Annotated in this window: 16 protein-coding genes; 7 read left to right on the forward strand and 9 right to left on the reverse strand. The window is 39.5% G+C overall.

Features of this window, described 5'->3' with window-relative positions; all coding sequences use genetic code 11:
- Positions 1–82: 82 nt before the first annotated feature.
- Positions 83–571: a DUF4168 domain-containing protein gene (locus CYAN7822_RS08055; RefSeq protein ID WP_013321750.1), complete on the reverse strand. Its 489-nt coding sequence runs from the start codon at positions 569–571 to the stop codon at positions 83–85.
- 146 nt (positions 572–717) lie between these two features.
- On the opposite strand from CYAN7822_RS08055, the gene rsmH reads away from it, so the two are divergent.
- The 4 genes from rsmH to CYAN7822_RS08075 all read left to right on the forward strand — a co-directional run bounded on the left by rsmH (position 718) and on the right by CYAN7822_RS08075 (position 4,822).
- The gene (gene rsmH / locus CYAN7822_RS08060; protein WP_013321751.1) at positions 718–1,617 is read left to right on the forward strand and encodes a 16S rRNA (cytosine(1402)-N(4))-methyltransferase RsmH; all 900 of its coding nucleotides are present in this window, start codon (positions 718–720) and stop codon (positions 1,615–1,617) included.
- A 36-nt stretch (positions 1,618–1,653) separates the two neighbouring features.
- Entirely contained in the window at positions 1,654–2,352 is a 699-nt protein-coding gene (locus CYAN7822_RS08065; protein WP_013321752.1) for a response regulator, read from the forward strand.
- A gap of 320 nt (positions 2,353–2,672) precedes the next feature.
- Complete coding sequence (locus tag CYAN7822_RS08070; protein ID WP_013321753.1) at positions 2,673–3,851, forward strand: glycosyltransferase family 4 protein; 1,179 nt, start codon at positions 2,673–2,675, stop codon at positions 3,849–3,851.
- A gap of 44 nt (positions 3,852–3,895) precedes the next feature.
- On the forward strand, positions 3,896–4,822 hold the full coding sequence (locus CYAN7822_RS08075) for a sulfotransferase (protein ID WP_013321754.1): 927 nt from the start codon (positions 3,896–3,898) through the stop codon (positions 4,820–4,822).
- Positions 4,823–4,962: 140 nt separating this feature from the next.
- Here the strand turns inward: CYAN7822_RS08075 and CYAN7822_RS08080 are convergent, their stop codons facing one another.
- Complete coding sequence (locus CYAN7822_RS08080; RefSeq protein ID WP_013321755.1) at positions 4,963–5,889, reverse strand: hypothetical protein; 927 nt, start codon at positions 5,887–5,889, stop codon at positions 4,963–4,965.
- 493 nt (positions 5,890–6,382) lie between these two features.
- Here CYAN7822_RS08080 and fba point away from each other — a divergent pair, with 493 nt between their 5' ends.
- Both fba and CYAN7822_RS08090 read left to right on the forward strand, forming a co-directional pair.
- On the forward strand, positions 6,383–7,462 hold the full coding sequence (fba, locus tag CYAN7822_RS08085) for a class II fructose-bisphosphate aldolase (protein ID WP_013321756.1): 1,080 nt from the start codon (positions 6,383–6,385) through the stop codon (positions 7,460–7,462).
- A 226-nt stretch (positions 7,463–7,688) separates the two neighbouring features.
- Positions 7,689–7,937 carry a hypothetical protein gene (locus CYAN7822_RS08090; RefSeq protein ID WP_013321757.1) on the forward strand — a complete coding sequence of 83 codons (249 nt, stop codon included), beginning with the start codon at positions 7,689–7,691 and terminating at the stop codon, positions 7,935–7,937.
- A gap of 157 nt (positions 7,938–8,094) precedes the next feature.
- Here CYAN7822_RS08090 and hypB read toward each other — a convergent pair whose 3' ends face one another.
- The 7 genes from hypB to CYAN7822_RS08125 form a co-directional block, all read right to left on the reverse strand.
- Positions 8,095–9,027: a hydrogenase nickel incorporation protein HypB gene (gene hypB / locus CYAN7822_RS08095; protein ID WP_013321758.1), complete on the reverse strand. Its 933-nt coding sequence runs from the start codon at positions 9,025–9,027 to the stop codon at positions 8,095–8,097.
- Positions 9,018–9,362, reverse strand: coding sequence for a hydrogenase maturation nickel metallochaperone HypA (hypA, locus tag CYAN7822_RS08100; RefSeq protein ID WP_013321759.1), 345 nt, complete (start codon positions 9,360–9,362; stop codon positions 9,018–9,020). Before hypA ends, hypB begins: the two co-directional genes overlap by 10 nt.
- A gap of 61 nt (positions 9,363–9,423) precedes the next feature.
- Positions 9,424–10,656, reverse strand: a complete 1,233-nt coding sequence (locus tag CYAN7822_RS08105; RefSeq protein WP_013321760.1) for an NHL repeat-containing protein — start codon at positions 10,654–10,656, stop codon at positions 9,424–9,426.
- 33 nt (positions 10,657–10,689) lie between these two features.
- Positions 10,690–11,568 carry a NifU family protein gene (locus tag CYAN7822_RS08110; RefSeq protein WP_013321761.1) on the reverse strand — a complete coding sequence of 293 codons (879 nt, stop codon included), beginning with the start codon at positions 11,566–11,568 and terminating at the stop codon, positions 10,690–10,692.
- 25 nt (positions 11,569–11,593) lie between these two features.
- Positions 11,594–11,818 carry a hypothetical protein gene (locus tag CYAN7822_RS08115; RefSeq protein ID WP_013321762.1) on the reverse strand — a complete coding sequence of 75 codons (225 nt, stop codon included), beginning with the start codon at positions 11,816–11,818 and terminating at the stop codon, positions 11,594–11,596.
- Positions 11,819–11,830: 12 nt separating this feature from the next.
- A complete protein-coding gene (locus tag CYAN7822_RS08120; protein WP_013321763.1) occupies positions 11,831–12,112 on the reverse strand; it encodes an asr0689 family protein in 282 nt (93 codons plus the stop codon).
- A gap of 116 nt (positions 12,113–12,228) precedes the next feature.
- Positions 12,229–13,209 (reverse strand): tetratricopeptide repeat protein, encoded by a 981-nt coding sequence (locus tag CYAN7822_RS08125; protein WP_013321764.1) that lies wholly within the window; start codon positions 13,207–13,209, stop codon positions 12,229–12,231.
- Positions 13,210–13,646: 437 nt separating this feature from the next.
- On the opposite strand from CYAN7822_RS08125, the gene CYAN7822_RS08130 reads away from it, so the two are divergent.
- Entirely contained in the window at positions 13,647–14,609 is a 963-nt protein-coding gene (locus CYAN7822_RS08130) for a hydrogenase small subunit (RefSeq protein ID WP_013321765.1), read from the forward strand.
- The last annotated feature ends 25 nt before the right edge of the window (positions 14,610–14,634 follow it).

Here is a 14,634-nt window from a genome sequence, read left to right on the forward strand (position 1 = left end):
CTCAATCCTTGTTAATTTAATTTTTACTGGGTATAATAGAAAGATTAAGCTATTACCGTCTCATTTTGAGAGCCGCATTAAATTACTGTTGTTGTTCCCGTTGAATACGAATCATGGCATTTTGAATCCGTCGTTTTAAATCTTGATCAGTTTTTAATCGGACAGTAATGGTATTGAATTGCTCATTATTTAAACCACTTTCTTCGGCAATTTCTTTAGCTTTTAAACAATAATCAATAGCAATTTTTTTAGGGGGTTCAGGAAGAGATTTTAAAGTCTCAGGTTGATTACAAGTAATTTGCGGTGGGGAGTTTCCCGTCAGACTTTGAAATTCTTTATAAGCTTGAATTCGTCTTGTTTCTATTTTAAGAACAGCCCGGGCATATTGATTAATTTGTTCCTCATTAAAATCTTGAGTATAAGCTGAAGAACTAGGGGTAAGAGGAGAGGGTTGGTTATGAAAATTTGGAAGTCCCTCACAAGAAAAACTCATCGCTGCTAGTAAACTAGCAATTAAGGAGCGAATAAAATTTCTGTTCAAGTTAAATAGGGAACAGTGATTGATTAGCATTCGCGCTCAAAGGGACCCAATAAATAAGAATAGAGAAATCTTTGTTAAGATTTACTAATTAGTTTGAATTATTCCAAGGTTCGTAAGTTCCTTAAATCCTTAAAAATTAACGGTAAACTCAACTGTTAATCTGTGCAAGAATCATAATGACTAAAGTGACTCAAATGTCAACAGCAGATTTCTCCACTTTTAACCACGTTCCCGTTTTGACTAGAGAGTTAATTAGCGGACTAAACATTTGTCCGGGAGGACATTATTTAGACGCGACAGTAGGTGCGGGTGGTCATACTCGTAAGCTCTTAGAGAGTTATGCTAATGTTCGTGTAACGGCCATTGATCGAGACAGCACTGCGATCGCAGCAGCAGCAGCCAATCTAGCAGAATATAACATAGATCGTCTAACATTTTGGCAAGGCAACTTTGCCAATTATGAAGCCAAAGAAGAGACATTTGATGGGATTATAGCTGATTTAGGGGTGAGTTCTCCTCAATTAGATCATCCTGAAAGAGGTTTTAGTTTTCGCTTAGAAGCACCACTAGATATGCGTATGGACTGTGGTCAGAGTTTAACAGCCGCAACAGTGATTAACACCTGGGATGAAACAGAATTAACAAAGATTTTCTATAATTATGGAGAAGAAAGACTATCTAGACAAATAGCCAAACAAATCGTCAAACAACGTCCTTTTTATTCCACAACAGAATTAGCTAACGTCATTGCTCGGAGCGTCCCGCCAAAATATCGTTACGGAAGAATTCATCCGGCCACCCGAGTTTTTCAAGCTTTGCGAATAGCGGTTAATCAAGAATTAGAATCGCTTTTAAGTTTTTTAATTAAATCTCCATATTGGCTAAAAAGGGATGGTATAATTGGAGTAATTAGCTTTCATAGTCTAGAAGATCGCATCGTTAAACATCAATTCCGCTCAAGTCCCCTACTCAAAGTACTAACTAAAAAACCGATTATCCCTCAGTCCGATGAACAAGCCAAAAATCCCCGCTCTCGTTCAGCAAAACTGAGATTAGCCCAACGGCAAGAAGCATAAGCACGTTCTCCCTCAAACAACTGATTAAAAATAGGAATGAGTAAAATTCGCGTTGCCCTGATAGAAGATCACGATCTAACTCGAGTGGGATTACGGACAGCCCTAAAAAACTATAGCGAAATCGAGTGGGTAGGTGAAGCGAGTAATGGAAAACAAGGACTCCAATTACTACAAGAAACCGTCCCTGATGTAGCTATCGTAGATATCGGATTACCTGGAGTAGATGGAATTGAACTGACAAAATTATTTAAAACTTCCGTCGATAAACAAAAAGAAGGCTTAACCAAAATACTGATTCTGACCCTACATGATAGCGAAGCAGAAGTCTTAGCCGCTTTTGCAGCCGGAGCCGATTCTTATTGCATGAAAAATATCAGCATAGAATTATTATTAGAAGCCATCAAAGCTACTCAGGAAGGAAATTCTTGGCTTGATCCCGCTATTGCTAGAATTGTCATTTCTCAAGTCCAATCTCCAAAAATTAAAATTCCCAAAGACCTCGAACTACTGGAACCCGAATCTAATGTAAGAGGGGAAACTTATTCTTTAACTGAACGGGAATTAGAAGTTCTTCAATTAATTGTCGATGGCTATAGTAATGCGGCTATTGCAGACAAACTGTTTATTACCGTTGGAACTGTAAAAACTCATGTCCGCAATATTTTAAATAAATTGTGTGCTGATGATCGCACTCAAGCGGCTGTCCGAGCCCTTCGCGCTGGATTAGTCGGATAAAACTGACTTGAGTATTTTATAAAAATCTATCGGATTACTGTAATTTAATCGATAAAAATTCTAGGTGTTATGCTGTGATGAAGAGGTAAATTTTAGGATTATTGAGCAAATTTTCTGACGAAAATCCGGCTTTTTGCAAATTTTTTGTGGCTCATTCAAGTTCAATTATTGTATTTACGAAATGACAGGCTTATTGTAGAATCAAAAAAATTATCATTTTAGCTACTTTATGGTTGTTGGTAAAAAACCTTACACTAACAACGATTTAAAATGAAGCAAAAAAACTTATATTAACCTATTTGATTCAGATCAACTTAATTATGCGGATACTTATATTGCAATATGCTGGCGATTATGGCGAGACTGTCAAACTCTTGGCGGCTGGGGGAGATGAAACTTATTATGCTCAAAAATATTCTGTGGATGCAGTGGCTGAGATCGCCAAAAAAGTTGATGAAGTTACAACTTTATGTTGCTTAACAGAAAAACCCTATAACGAAATGCTCGATAATGGAGTTCGTGCAATTGGTATGGGGTTTAGCGATCAATTCTCAACAAAAGAATTATTGAAGAAAATCGAAGAGTATCAACCCACTCATTTAATTGTCAGAATGCCGGATCGAGCAACCGTTGATTGGGCAATTAAACGGCGAGTAAAAACAATCTTAACATTGGCAGATTCTTTTAGCCCTAAAGGTCTCCGAAACAAAATTCGAAATTTTCAACTAGCCAATCTGCTCAATAATAAACAAATTGATTGGATAGGAAATCATGGTATTTCTGCATCTTTATCTCTTAGGGACATAGGAGTTAATCCTAACAAAATTATTCCCTGGGATTGGCCATCTACAACTACACCTAATTCTTTTGCCCCAAAAACTCTCCCGAGTGAGCAAAAAACTTGGGATATTTTATATGTTGGTGCTATTAACGAAGCTAAGGGAATTGGTGATGCCATAGAAGCTATATCGATCCTAAAATCTAAAGGATTATCTATCAGATTGAAGGTAGCAGGTAAAGGCCCTATAGAAAGCTTTCTTATTCAAGCTAAGCGTCTAGAGGTAGAAAAAGAGGTCAAATTTTTGGGACTATTACCCCACAAAACGATAATCCCCTTAATGAACGAAGCTGATGTTGTCTTAGTTCCCAGTAGACATGAATATCCCGAAGGATTTCCCATGACTATTTATGAGGCTTTATGCTCAAGAACTCCTATTGTGGCTTCAGATCATCCTATGTTTTGTAAAAACTTAAGCCATCAAACCAATGCGTTAATCTTTCCGGCTGGTGATTCACGACGTTTGGCTATTTGTATTGAAAAATTACTGTCAGCGCCGGAACTATACGAAAACCTTTCTTTAGCTTCCTATGAGACTTGGAAAAATCTCCAACTCCCTGTAAAATGGGCTGAGTTGATCAATCGTTGGTTATTTGATTCGCCAGAAAACCAACAATGGTTATTTGAACATCGGTTGTCATCCGGTAAATATAGAGAATAGCCAAAAATGGTAAAATTTGAAATAAATATTAAAAGTCGTAAAAAATGGAAAACTTTAAACTATTAATTCATATTGGCTATCCAAAAACCGCTTCTACATGGTTACAAAAAACTATATTTAATGATCCCAAAGTCGGCTTCATATCTCCTTGGGGATCTCCATCAGGTCTAGCAGTAAACCAATTCATTACAACAAATAGTTTCCGTTTTTGTCCAGAATCAACCTACAAAATTTTTGAACCAGGTCTCCAAGCAGCAACAGAACAACAGCTTACGGCAGTTTTATCTCAAGAGATGCTATCAGGCGACCAAATTGCCGGAAAATATTGGGGCAAAGAAGTTGCTGACAGGCTTAATGCTGTATTTCCGTCCGCTTTAGTACTCATTATCATTCGAGAACAAAAATCAATGGTACTTTCATCTTATGGACAGTACATTAGAAATGGAGGAGAGCAATCAATCGAGGAATTTATTGGAGCAGACAATCCACCTCCTGGGTTTACTCCTATTTGTAGATTAGATTATTTAGAATATGATTTATTAATTTCTTATTATCATAAACTGTTTGGACGAGATAGAGTCTTTGTCTTGCCTTTTGAGGAGTTAAAAAATAATCCCGCAAATTTTATTAAAAAAATACTGAATTTCGTAGATATAAAAGATCAAATTATTGAATTTCAAAAAGCTAATAATGTTAACTACAAAGGATTTACATTAGCTATAATGAGGAACTTAAATAATTTTCTTCCTCCTCCAGATTTCAGTGGGAAACCTCACCCTTTAATTTGGAGGCTTAATTGGAAAGTTTTAGATACTATCGATCAATTGCTTCCCTCCTCTATTCAACACAAAGAAGAATTACGGTTAAAACAATTTATTGCTGATTATATTGACGACAAATTTGCTGAAAGTAATCAGCGAACAAACGAATTAATCGGGATTGATTTAGGCAAGTTTGGTTATCGTTTATGACTTAGATTGCCACTGTCAAAAATCCTATCCTATAAGATAAAATTGCTATAAATTTATCACTAAAATTCATAAATTTATAGTCGTCAATAACATCAATGATGTTTGAATTGTATTAGCCAAACATGATTATTAACACTATCCTAAATTTGATAGCCATAGGATTCTAGATCAATCCCAATAATCTGGCTAGTAATTTGATTACTCTGTTGATAGTATTTGTCAATTCTGTGATTAATATATTTCTTCAGTTCATTTTCAAATTGGTCATTCAAACTCTTCGGAACTATTTTATTTAAGTAGTAAAATATTCGATTGTTTAATTCTTGCATTCGGGAATTAGGATAGATTGAATCTCTATGAGAAACAAAATTAGTCCAACGCTTTAGTGCTAATATTAACCCTGAATATCCTTCATTTATCACTTGCTTTTGTAAGGTTGGATCAATATTTGTACCGGTAAAACAGGAAAGTTTTTTGAAAAAAACTTCTTCTTTATTTTTCAACATTTCGTGCGGAAGAACTAAGACATTTTCTTTTCCAAATAACTTTTGATAATACAGAATTAGCCAGTGATATTCTAGATATCCCAGCGTAAATAAGGGTTCAAATCCTGATCTTGGACGAGGAGCTTCGAGGTAATCTTGTATCGATGCCGTCAAATTATTGCGTACTTGATGCTTGTAAAGCGATAAGAGCATTTTTGATTGTTCCCGAATAACTATCAACACTCGTCCTTCTGGAAATGTAGCAATCAATCGATCTGCCGTTTCTTTACCGCTACCGCTATATCCCTTTTTCCAAGGATTTCCCGAAAGCATCTCATGAGTAATAACAGGAATTAAGCCTTTTTGCCAAGACTCACAAATACCGGGAGCAAAAAAAGCTCTGGCTTGACTACTTTCAAATGAAAAAGGATTGACAATAATTAGTTCTTCTATATAATCTTCAGGAGACCAGGGAGAGTAAAAGCCATATTCAGCACTATTAAAAATTAGCTTTTGCAAAAATGAACTACCGGTTTTATGATAGCCAATATGAATTAAAATTTTCGTTTCTCTGGTTTCCATAGTTAAAAAACGAGTAATTTAGAACTAGAGACTTAACTCAAATTTAGATAATATACCATATTATGACTGGATTAAATGAAGCCATCTACGAGATCAGCTAAATTTCTTGAAAACTCAACTGTTCAATGGTTTAGCCAAAAAACCTAATTTTAGGGAGAAAAACTGGCTTACTAGGGCTTGGAAAATTAAGTTTTTATTTTTAGCATACTAAAGCTCGAAGACTAATAGCTATAGTATATGGTAAAAAACTATCTCATGTTGATCAGGTGGGCAAGGGAAAAATTTGATCTCACAAGCTCATTTAGACGGTCATCGACTCCATCAAAGTTCTTGTGGAAATGGGGCTTGACAAAAGTTAAAAATTATGTATAAAAGAGACGGGAAAAACAACTTCATCAAAATCTGAAAACTATCTTAAGATGAACAGATAAAGAGTGTTAAAATTTTTGAAAACTCACTCGCAAAAAACAAGAAACAGACTAGGAGGACATCTATGGCGCTCGTACCCATGCGGCTTCTGTTAGATCACGCGGCAGAAAACGATTACGGAATTCCTGCATTTAACGTTAACAACTTGGAGCAAATCCTGTCTATCATGCAGGCAGCCCATGAAACCGACAGCCCCGTAATCTTACAAGCTTCTCGCGGTGCCCGCAGCTATGCAGGCGAAAATTTCCTCCGTCACTTAATCCTAGCAGCAGCAGAAACCTATCCTCATATTCCCATCGCAATGCACCAAGATCACGGTAACAGCCCTGCGACCTGCTACAGCGCAATTCGCAACGGTTTTACCAGCGTCATGATGGATGGTTCTTTGGAAGCAGATGCTAAAACTCCTGCAAGCTTCGAGTACAACGTTAGTGTTACTGCTGAAGTGGTGAAAGTTGCTCACTCTGTGGGTGCTAGTGTAGAAGGTGAACTCGGTTGTTTGGGTTCCCTCGAAACCATGAGTGGTGACAAAGAAGATGGACACGGATTTGAAGGGACTCTCTCTAAAGAACAACTGTTAACCGATCCCGATCAAGCTGTTGAATTCGTTGAAGCGACTCAAGTAGACGCTTTAGCAGTGGCGATCGGAACCAGTCACGGGGCTTATAAGTTCAGCCGCAAACCTACTGGTGAAATTCTAGCTATCAGCCGGATCGAAGAAATTCACAACCGCTTACCCAATACTCACCTGGTAATGCACGGTTCTTCCTCTGTTCCCCAAGAATGGCTGGACATGATCAACAAGTTTGGCGGTCAGATCCCTGAAACCTACGGTGTACCCATTGAAGAAATTCAAAAAGGGATCAAGAGTGGTGTTCGTAAGGTAAATATCGATACTGATAACCGTTTAGCGATCACGGCGGCTATTCGTGAAGCGGCATTTAAAGATCCTTCTAACTTCGACCCCCGCCACTTCATGAAGCCTTCTATCAAGTATATGAAGCAAGTGTGTTTGGAACGTTATCAGCAATTCTGGACTGCTGGTAATGCAAGCAAGATCAAGCAAGTTTCTTTAGATGAATTTGCGGCTAAGTACGCTAAAGGTGAACTGTCTTCTACTGGTAAGAAGGCTGTTGCTGTCTAAGTATTAACTTTGATAGAGTAAATTATTTTTATAGCTGGGTGGCTGTTATCAGTTGCCCAGTTTTTCACTTGAGATCGTTATAAATAAAGTTAATAATTTAAAAGATAATTGTAAATTTATATTAAAAAAACTTGCTACTAACTGCTCAATAAAAAGTATTAATTAAGCCGTCATTGGCAGCAGTAGTATAATAGCCTATAGAACCCTTAGCAAAAATTATCAACCCATGAAAATCGAGCATCCTACTCCTCAACCCCCAACCTTGGAAGAACTAAAAGATTTAGAAAAACTGAAAGCCATCATTGAGCGAGCAACGGCTGATGGATTTCTCACTCACTATGAAATGGACACCATTAAACTTGTTATGCGTGCTGACGGACAAATTACCCCACAAGAAATAGAATTGTGCCAGCAATTGATCTGGGATAAAATCTCACGGGGAGAGCTTCAATATGATTGGGAACAATTTTTTTAAGGTGAATTGAATAAGTTTATAAATTTTTAGCTATTACAGGTGTTTTCAATCAATTAAAGATATTATTCAGATCAAATGGTGCGTTATGGTGGATTATTATATCTAGTTTATTTTCAAAACTTCTAGCCGCCTAACGCACCCTACTATTTAATTTCATTTATGACTTAGGAAAAAATTGGGCTTTTAACCAGTCATACCAATCACTCAATCCAACGCCTGTTACAGCCGAAACTTGGAAAATTTGAATCTTAGGATTAACTTGCCGCGCATAATCTAAACATCGCTCAACATCAAACTGCACATAAGGCAAAAGATCAATCTTCGTTAAAATCATCACCTCACTCGCTCGAAACATATGAGGATATTTAATTGGTTTATCTTCTCCCTCCGTCACCGAAAGAATAGCAACCTTTGCCTGTTCCCCTAAATCAAATAAAGCCGGACAGACTAAATTACCAACATTTTCAATCATAACCACCGAATGAGGCGGCGGATCTAATTCCATGTAACCCCTTTCTATCATCTCAGCTTCTAAATGACAGCCTTTACCCGTGTTAATTTGTACCACTTTACAGCCCGTTTTCCCAATTTTTTCGGCATCATTAAGCGTTTCTTGGTCACCTTCAATAACACTGATCGGAATCTCTGACTTTAGGTCTTCAAGAGTACGGGTTAATAGCGTTGTTTTGCCCGCCCCCGGAGAACTCACTAAATTAAGTGCTAAAATATCACGCCCCTTAAACCATCCCCGATTTTGAGCCGCCATCAAATCATTTTTTTGCAGGATATTTTGCTCTAAAGTAATGGTTGTGCCGTGCATTTGAGCATGAATTTGAGTCACTTCAGACGGCGAATGAGGATGCTGATGTTGAGTTTCATAAGGATGAGTATGAGTAATGACACGACCATCTTCTAAAGTGTGAGTATGGGAATGATGAGAATGAGTAATAACCTGACCATCTTCTAAAGTGTGGGTGTGGGAATGATGATCATGACTATGATGATGATGTTCTTCTAGGGTTTTTTTGCCGCTTTGAGGGTTGGTAATAGTTACTTCACTATCATCTGAACATCCACAAGTTACACACATATTTCTTCTATCTCCATTTCTTTAATTTTTAATTCTTGCCCTTGAACGATTTCTAGTTCTGCACTGCCACAGCGATCACAAATTCCAAAGGGTTGAGAAATTCCTGTATGAAAGCCGCATTGACGACATTTTCCTAAACCCGGAATTTCGACAATTTCTAAGGTTGCCCCTTCTAAAACTGTGTCTTGACAACAAACATCAAAGCAGAAGCGAATTGCTTCCGGCATAATGGCTGAAAGTTGACCAATTTCTAAGGTTACTCGTTTGACGGGTACTCCTCTAGCGTGTTCAGAGACGATCGCTACAATATTTTGAGTAATTCCTAATTCGTGCATGATTTTCTAAATTGATTTTTGATATTTATCCGCAGCCTCTACACAGATAAACACAGATGAGTTAAACATTAATCAGGTTATTATTAAGGGGCCAGAGTAAAACTCGATTATTTCCTGAATCAGCAATGACTGCTGTATTGCCACATATTTGAATCCCATAAGGCCAACAGAGACTATGACGAGTGGCTTTAGTGTAAGAACGGTTTTCACTTTTGCTACGGAAGTTAGGCTGTCCGCTTAAACCTTGAGCAGAAGTCCCTACAGCAGCCTTCTCTCTCCATCCTAACAACCGGGAGTTAGCCGTATCAGCGACGATTAACCAATTGTAAACAACGGCTATTCCGTAGGGCATACTCAGGGTATTGCTAGAGGGAAAGTAATTACTGCGATTGAGTTCTACCATTTCAAAATTGGCTTGACCCAATATTACCGAACAGGGTGTATTATTTTGACTCGGGGTTCCTTCCCAAATACTAATGCGATTATTACCGGCATCAGCCACCACAAGATTGTCCCCCCAAAAGGCTAAAGCATGAGGCCAGCGCATACTAGAAGCATTGGGTGTACTTCCCCCGTTTTCGTCGCGTGAGTCAAAATCTGGCTGCCCTAAGACTAAATCAGCCGCTTGACCGTTGCTTGAGGGTATTTCATTCCAAACTAATACCCGTCGATTTCCGGTATCAGCAACCCATAGCTTACCTTGGTGATATAAAACACCATAAGGCCAGTGTAGGCGCTCTCTGGCGGCTTCTCCATAGCCTCGATTCGGTTGATTTTCGCTAAAATCCTGTTGCCCTAAGACGATATCTGCCGGAACGTTGCTATCACAAGGGATATCTTTCCAAATCAATACCCGATGGTTCCAAGCGTCGGCAACGGCTAATCCTTTTCCACAAACACAAATCCCTGTGGGTACACTGACACTGCTTGCTGTTGGCAGTCCTTTGGCGTTTTGTCCTTCTTGATGAAAGTCTGGCTGTCCAATGATCCAATCAGCCGCTTGAGCATCTGTTTGAGGACGGTTGCGCCATCCTAACAAGCGATGATGACCGGTGTCAGCTACCCATAAGGGTCCGCTTTCGGAGACTAGACAGGCCCCCCGAGGGCCAAATAGGGTTTTAGCACTCGGTTCTAGGGGGATGGCGAGAATGTCTGAGGGGACTTCTCCTAAAATGATTTGGGCCCCAACAGATGAGAGGATTTCTAGGAACGGTTCATCTGTGTTGATTGGATTGGGGTGCGGAACGAGTTCCGCACTAGGGTCTGTAAGATTGAGATTAAAGGAGGTTTTCATTCCGCGCAAAGGCGCAAAGGGCGCAAAGATTTTTTAGATGATTCTGGTTAATATGCGATCGCCACTGCGTTTGATTGGGTAAGGTTCGAGAAACAGTTGAGGAACACTTAGGCATTCGCCGGTTTCTAAGCGATATTGGAACTCGTGGAAGGGACAGGTGAGAATTCCTTGTTCTACGGTTCCTGTATCTAGCGGCATCCCTAAATGGTTACAGCTATTGCGATAGCCCCAGATTTGCTCACCTTTTCGGTAGAGGATTAATTTTTGTTTGTCTATTTCTAGCCCCAGTATGCCGCCATCAGGAATCTCATCTAGGGTGGTTAAGGCTATCCATCCCGCCTCTAGGTCTTCTGAAAATGGGCTAATAACCCCCAAGCCTTTTTCTGGAACCACTGAGGTGTTGACGGAGATGACATGGGTAATTTCCGGACAGTAGTTTTTTATGGTTTGTTCTACTCCCTGCTTCATGGTTAAAGTAGAGGCCGGGCAGTTGCTACAAGTTCCTACTAATCGGACTTTTACCGTGTCTGGTAGTTCAATGGCCACCAGTTCTACATCTCCGTTATGGCTTTTTAAGCCTGGGCGCACTTCTTCTAAGGCTTGATTAAGCCGCTTTTCTAAGGGAGGTTGTGGCGGCTTAATGAGTTCGTGATAGCGCAATAGTCCATAGACGATTTCATCTTGTACGGCACTCTTGAGGGCGGCTCCCGCTTTTTCCTGTTTTAAATGACGGATTAAACGGGTCAGTGCTTCTTTGTGTAGAGCTTCAATGGATTTTTTCAGTTCAGTCACTACAACTTGCTGATTTTTATCCCATTGAGCCACTATGTTTTCAAAGCGCCCAATCTCCCCCACCAACGTCTCTAATGTGGTAGGAGCGTCAGTGACTGGATGTAGATTTCCTTGAGTCATAGCTGCTCCTGTTGCTGCCTGTGCATTATTGCATTTTCACGTCTTTGAGCAGAAATGGCATCAGCATTCCTGTGACTAGGCTAGAAATTACAATGGCTAACCCAACGCTTAAACCGATTATTTTTAGCCCAATTAATAGCAGTATTCCCAAGGCGGCTCCTAGGGCTGAATTACGATAAAAATAACCTGGGTTACGCAGGAGTTTTCCTTTTACCAGTAATTTTGATGAATACCAACCGACTTCAATCATGATGATTTGCTCCTAAATAAATTTTAAAATTGTTAGTCCAATAATTGTGGCAGGTATTACCCCCACAGGCCCAAATAAACCTCCCATCATGGCTGAAAAGTAATAGCCTAAATCTTTGCCGGCTAACAACATTCCACCAATGGCTCCGCCGATAATGGATAGAGTAAGGGCAATTCCCAACCAAAATAGTCCGGTTAATAAATCAATTTCTCCTATCATCAAACTATTGATAAAGTCATTGATAAAGTCATTGATTATCGGATTACTACTGATAGTATTTAAGATATCTGTCATGTTGGTTTTCTCCTTGTTAGTTGTTAGTTATTAGTCATGGGTCATGGGTCATTAGTTATGGGTTTTATGCCCTTAAACACTTATTGAATTCCCCACTATGGACTAGGGACTAATGACTATTGACTATTGGTTATTAAAAGCTCTTGCTCTATGTCTTGCAACGCTTGTGCCGCTACTTTGGCTCTTTCCCACTCCTGATGTTCTATAAAAATCTTTCGCGCTTCTTCGTAGTATGCTTTTGCCTTTTTCAAATTGTTCAAGTTTCCTTTTTCAGGTTGTTCTAGATCATCGGGTAAGTTAAATAAAACGTTGGCTTTATTGGCAATGGTATTAGCGTATTCGATGGGAGTATCTTGCGCGGTTCTAACTTTTAAGGCTTCATCATAAGCATTTAGAGCTTTTAGGTTATTTTCAACGGGATGAGCGCTCGGTAAATACTGCAAAGCGTTAGCTAAGTTATTTTGTAGCATGGCGTATTCGCTCGGATGATCAATGAGTGTCACCCATTTGAGAGCATCCTCAAACGCTTGTACCGCTAACCCTTGCCGCATTTCTTCTCGTTCTGCCGCTAAGGGTAACGATAAATAGGCAATGGCGAGATTATTTTGTAAAATGGCATATTCTTGAGGATAGGTTTGTCCTGAAAATACTCTCAGCGCCCGTTGATATAACTGTACGGCTTCGATGAGGGTGGCTTCTCCAAAAGGGGTTAAGGCTTGCAGCACTAACCCTAAATTCATCTCAAACTCAGCATTTTCTTCAGGTGAGGCATATTCCTGTAACAGGGGCATGGCTGTCATATAAGCTTCTTTGGCTTCTAAGAGTTGCTCACATCCAGTGGCAGGTATGGTTCTGAGGGCTGTTCCCATTCCTGCCAGCACTCTGGCTCTTAAAAGCGGCTCTTCTGGTGGACATAACTCTAAGGCCCGACGGTAAAGGCTAACAGCATCTTCAAGCGGCTTAATGCTTTTGGGCTTGTTTTGCAGTCCTGCTGCAATTTCTATGAGCATTTCAATCTTTTCTGGCACTGTTGCCGAGTCGGATTCTATGGCAGCGATGGCGGCCTTGACTGCTGAATCGGTGATGCTAGGTGTCACAATTTCAATGTTTTTTTGAATGTTTGTTTAGGTTCTTTTCAGATTTGTTGCCTAATCCCAATCCTATTTTCTAGCATTTAATCCTTAAAAATAGTCATTATTTTGTTTGATTTGTGCAAATTTACACAAAATTTTGTAGCAATTATTTTGGTGGATTGGGCGAGCAATTTTTATTTTTACACTCTATCATGTTGTTTAAAACTCTGTACAACTTTTCCTTATTTTTTAAGATTTATCCCAGGTATTTGAGCCATTTCTTAATGAAGTTTTCTTAAAAAAGAATAAGATTTTACTTTTTTGTAGCTAATGCTACTTTTAGGAGGAATAAGGTTTTATAACGTGAAATTTATTATCTGAGATTGTAACAAATAATAAATTTCACTCAGTATCAGCCGTCAATTAACCTTTGAAATCTCTAGAGAAAAGGAACAAAAAGTATGGTTAACGTACTATGGCTGCAAGGTGGGGCTTGTTCGGGCAACACCATTTCATTTTTGAATGCTGAAGAACCCAGTGTCTGTGACTTAATTACCGATTTTGGAATTAATGTTCTTTGGCATCCTTCCCTAGGTCTTGAACTCGGGGACAATCTTCAACAATTATTGCGCGACTGTATAGCAGGCAAAATTCCCGTTGATATTTTGGTCTTTGAGGGAACGGTAGTTAATGCACCAAAAGGAACCGGAGAATGGAATCGCTTTGCCGGTCGTCCCATGAAAGATTGGCTACTAGAATTATCCAAAGTAGCCAGTTTTGTCGTGGCAGTGGGGGATTGTGCCACCTATGGCGGCATTCCGGCCATGGCTCCTAATCCCAGTGAATCGCAAGGACTCCAATTCTTGAAACGGAAAAAAGGCGGCTTTCTCGGGGAAGATTTCCGTTCTAAAGCCGGTTTGCCGGTGATTAATATTCCGGGTTGTCCGGCTCACCCTGACTGGATAAGTCAGATTTTGGTAGCCGTTGCCACAGGGCGGCTAGGAGATATTACCCTAGATGAATTTCATCGTCCTGAAACCTTCTTTAAGAGCTTTACTCAAACCGGTTGTACCCGTAACGTTCACTTTGCCTACAAAGCAACAACATCAGATTTTGGACAGCGAAAAGGCTGTCTATTCTATGATTTAGGTTGTCGAGGGCCGATGACCCACTCTTCGTGTAACCGTATTCTTTGGAATCGCGTCTCCTCTAAAACCCGTGCGGGAATGCCTTGTTTAGGCTGTACAGAACCGGAATTTCCCTTTCATGACCTCAAACCGGGAACCGTATTTAAAACTCAGACAGTGATGGGAGTGCCCAAAGAACTGCCAGCAGGGATAAATAAGAGAGACTACGCGCTATTAACTATTGTTGCTAAAGATTCTACCCCCGAGTGGGCAGAAGAAGATATTTTTACCGTTTAGTCATCAGATATTCAAATTTGAGAGG

It is taken from the genome of Gloeothece verrucosa PCC 7822 (assembly GCF_000147335.1).
Lineage (GTDB): Bacteria > Cyanobacteriota > Cyanobacteriia > Cyanobacteriales > Microcystaceae > Gloeothece > Gloeothece verrucosa.

Bases quoted from the DNA above. Each gene is read 5' to 3' on its own strand.
- CYAN7822_RS08055 (WP_013321750.1), bottom strand. From the start codon at position 571: ATGCTAATCAATCACTGTTCCCTATTTAACTTGAACAGAAATTTTATT.
- rsmH (WP_013321751.1), top strand. From the start codon at position 718: ATGACTAAAGTGACTCAAATGTCAACAGCAGATTTCTCCACTTTTAAC.
- CYAN7822_RS08065 (WP_013321752.1), top strand. From the start codon at position 1,654: ATGAGTAAAATTCGCGTTGCCCTGATAGAAGATCACGATCTAACTCGA.
- CYAN7822_RS08070 (WP_013321753.1), top strand. From the start codon at position 2,673: ATGCGGATACTTATATTGCAATATGCTGGCGATTATGGCGAGACTGTC.
- CYAN7822_RS08075 (WP_013321754.1), top strand. From the start codon at position 3,896: ATGGAAAACTTTAAACTATTAATTCATATTGGCTATCCAAAAACCGCT.
- CYAN7822_RS08080 (WP_013321755.1), bottom strand. From the start codon at position 5,889: ATGGAAACCAGAGAAACGAAAATTTTAATTCATATTGGCTATCATAAA.
- fba (WP_013321756.1), top strand. From the start codon at position 6,383: ATGGCGCTCGTACCCATGCGGCTTCTGTTAGATCACGCGGCAGAAAAC.
- CYAN7822_RS08090 (WP_013321757.1), top strand. From the start codon at position 7,689: ATGAAAATCGAGCATCCTACTCCTCAACCCCCAACCTTGGAAGAACTA.
- hypB (WP_013321758.1), bottom strand. From the start codon at position 9,027: ATGTGTGTAACTTGTGGATGTTCAGATGATAGTGAAGTAACTATTACC.
- hypA (WP_013321759.1), bottom strand. From the start codon at position 9,362: ATGCACGAATTAGGAATTACTCAAAATATTGTAGCGATCGTCTCTGAA.
- CYAN7822_RS08105 (WP_013321760.1), bottom strand. From the start codon at position 10,656: ATGAAAACCTCCTTTAATCTCAATCTTACAGACCCTAGTGCGGAACTC.
- CYAN7822_RS08110 (WP_013321761.1), bottom strand. From the start codon at position 11,568: ATGACTCAAGGAAATCTACATCCAGTCACTGACGCTCCTACCACATTA.
- CYAN7822_RS08115 (WP_013321762.1), bottom strand. From the start codon at position 11,818: ATGATTGAAGTCGGTTGGTATTCATCAAAATTACTGGTAAAAGGAAAA.
- CYAN7822_RS08120 (WP_013321763.1), bottom strand. From the start codon at position 12,112: ATGACAGATATCTTAAATACTATCAGTAGTAATCCGATAATCAATGAC.
- CYAN7822_RS08130 (WP_013321765.1), top strand. From the start codon at position 13,647: ATGGTTAACGTACTATGGCTGCAAGGTGGGGCTTGTTCGGGCAACACC.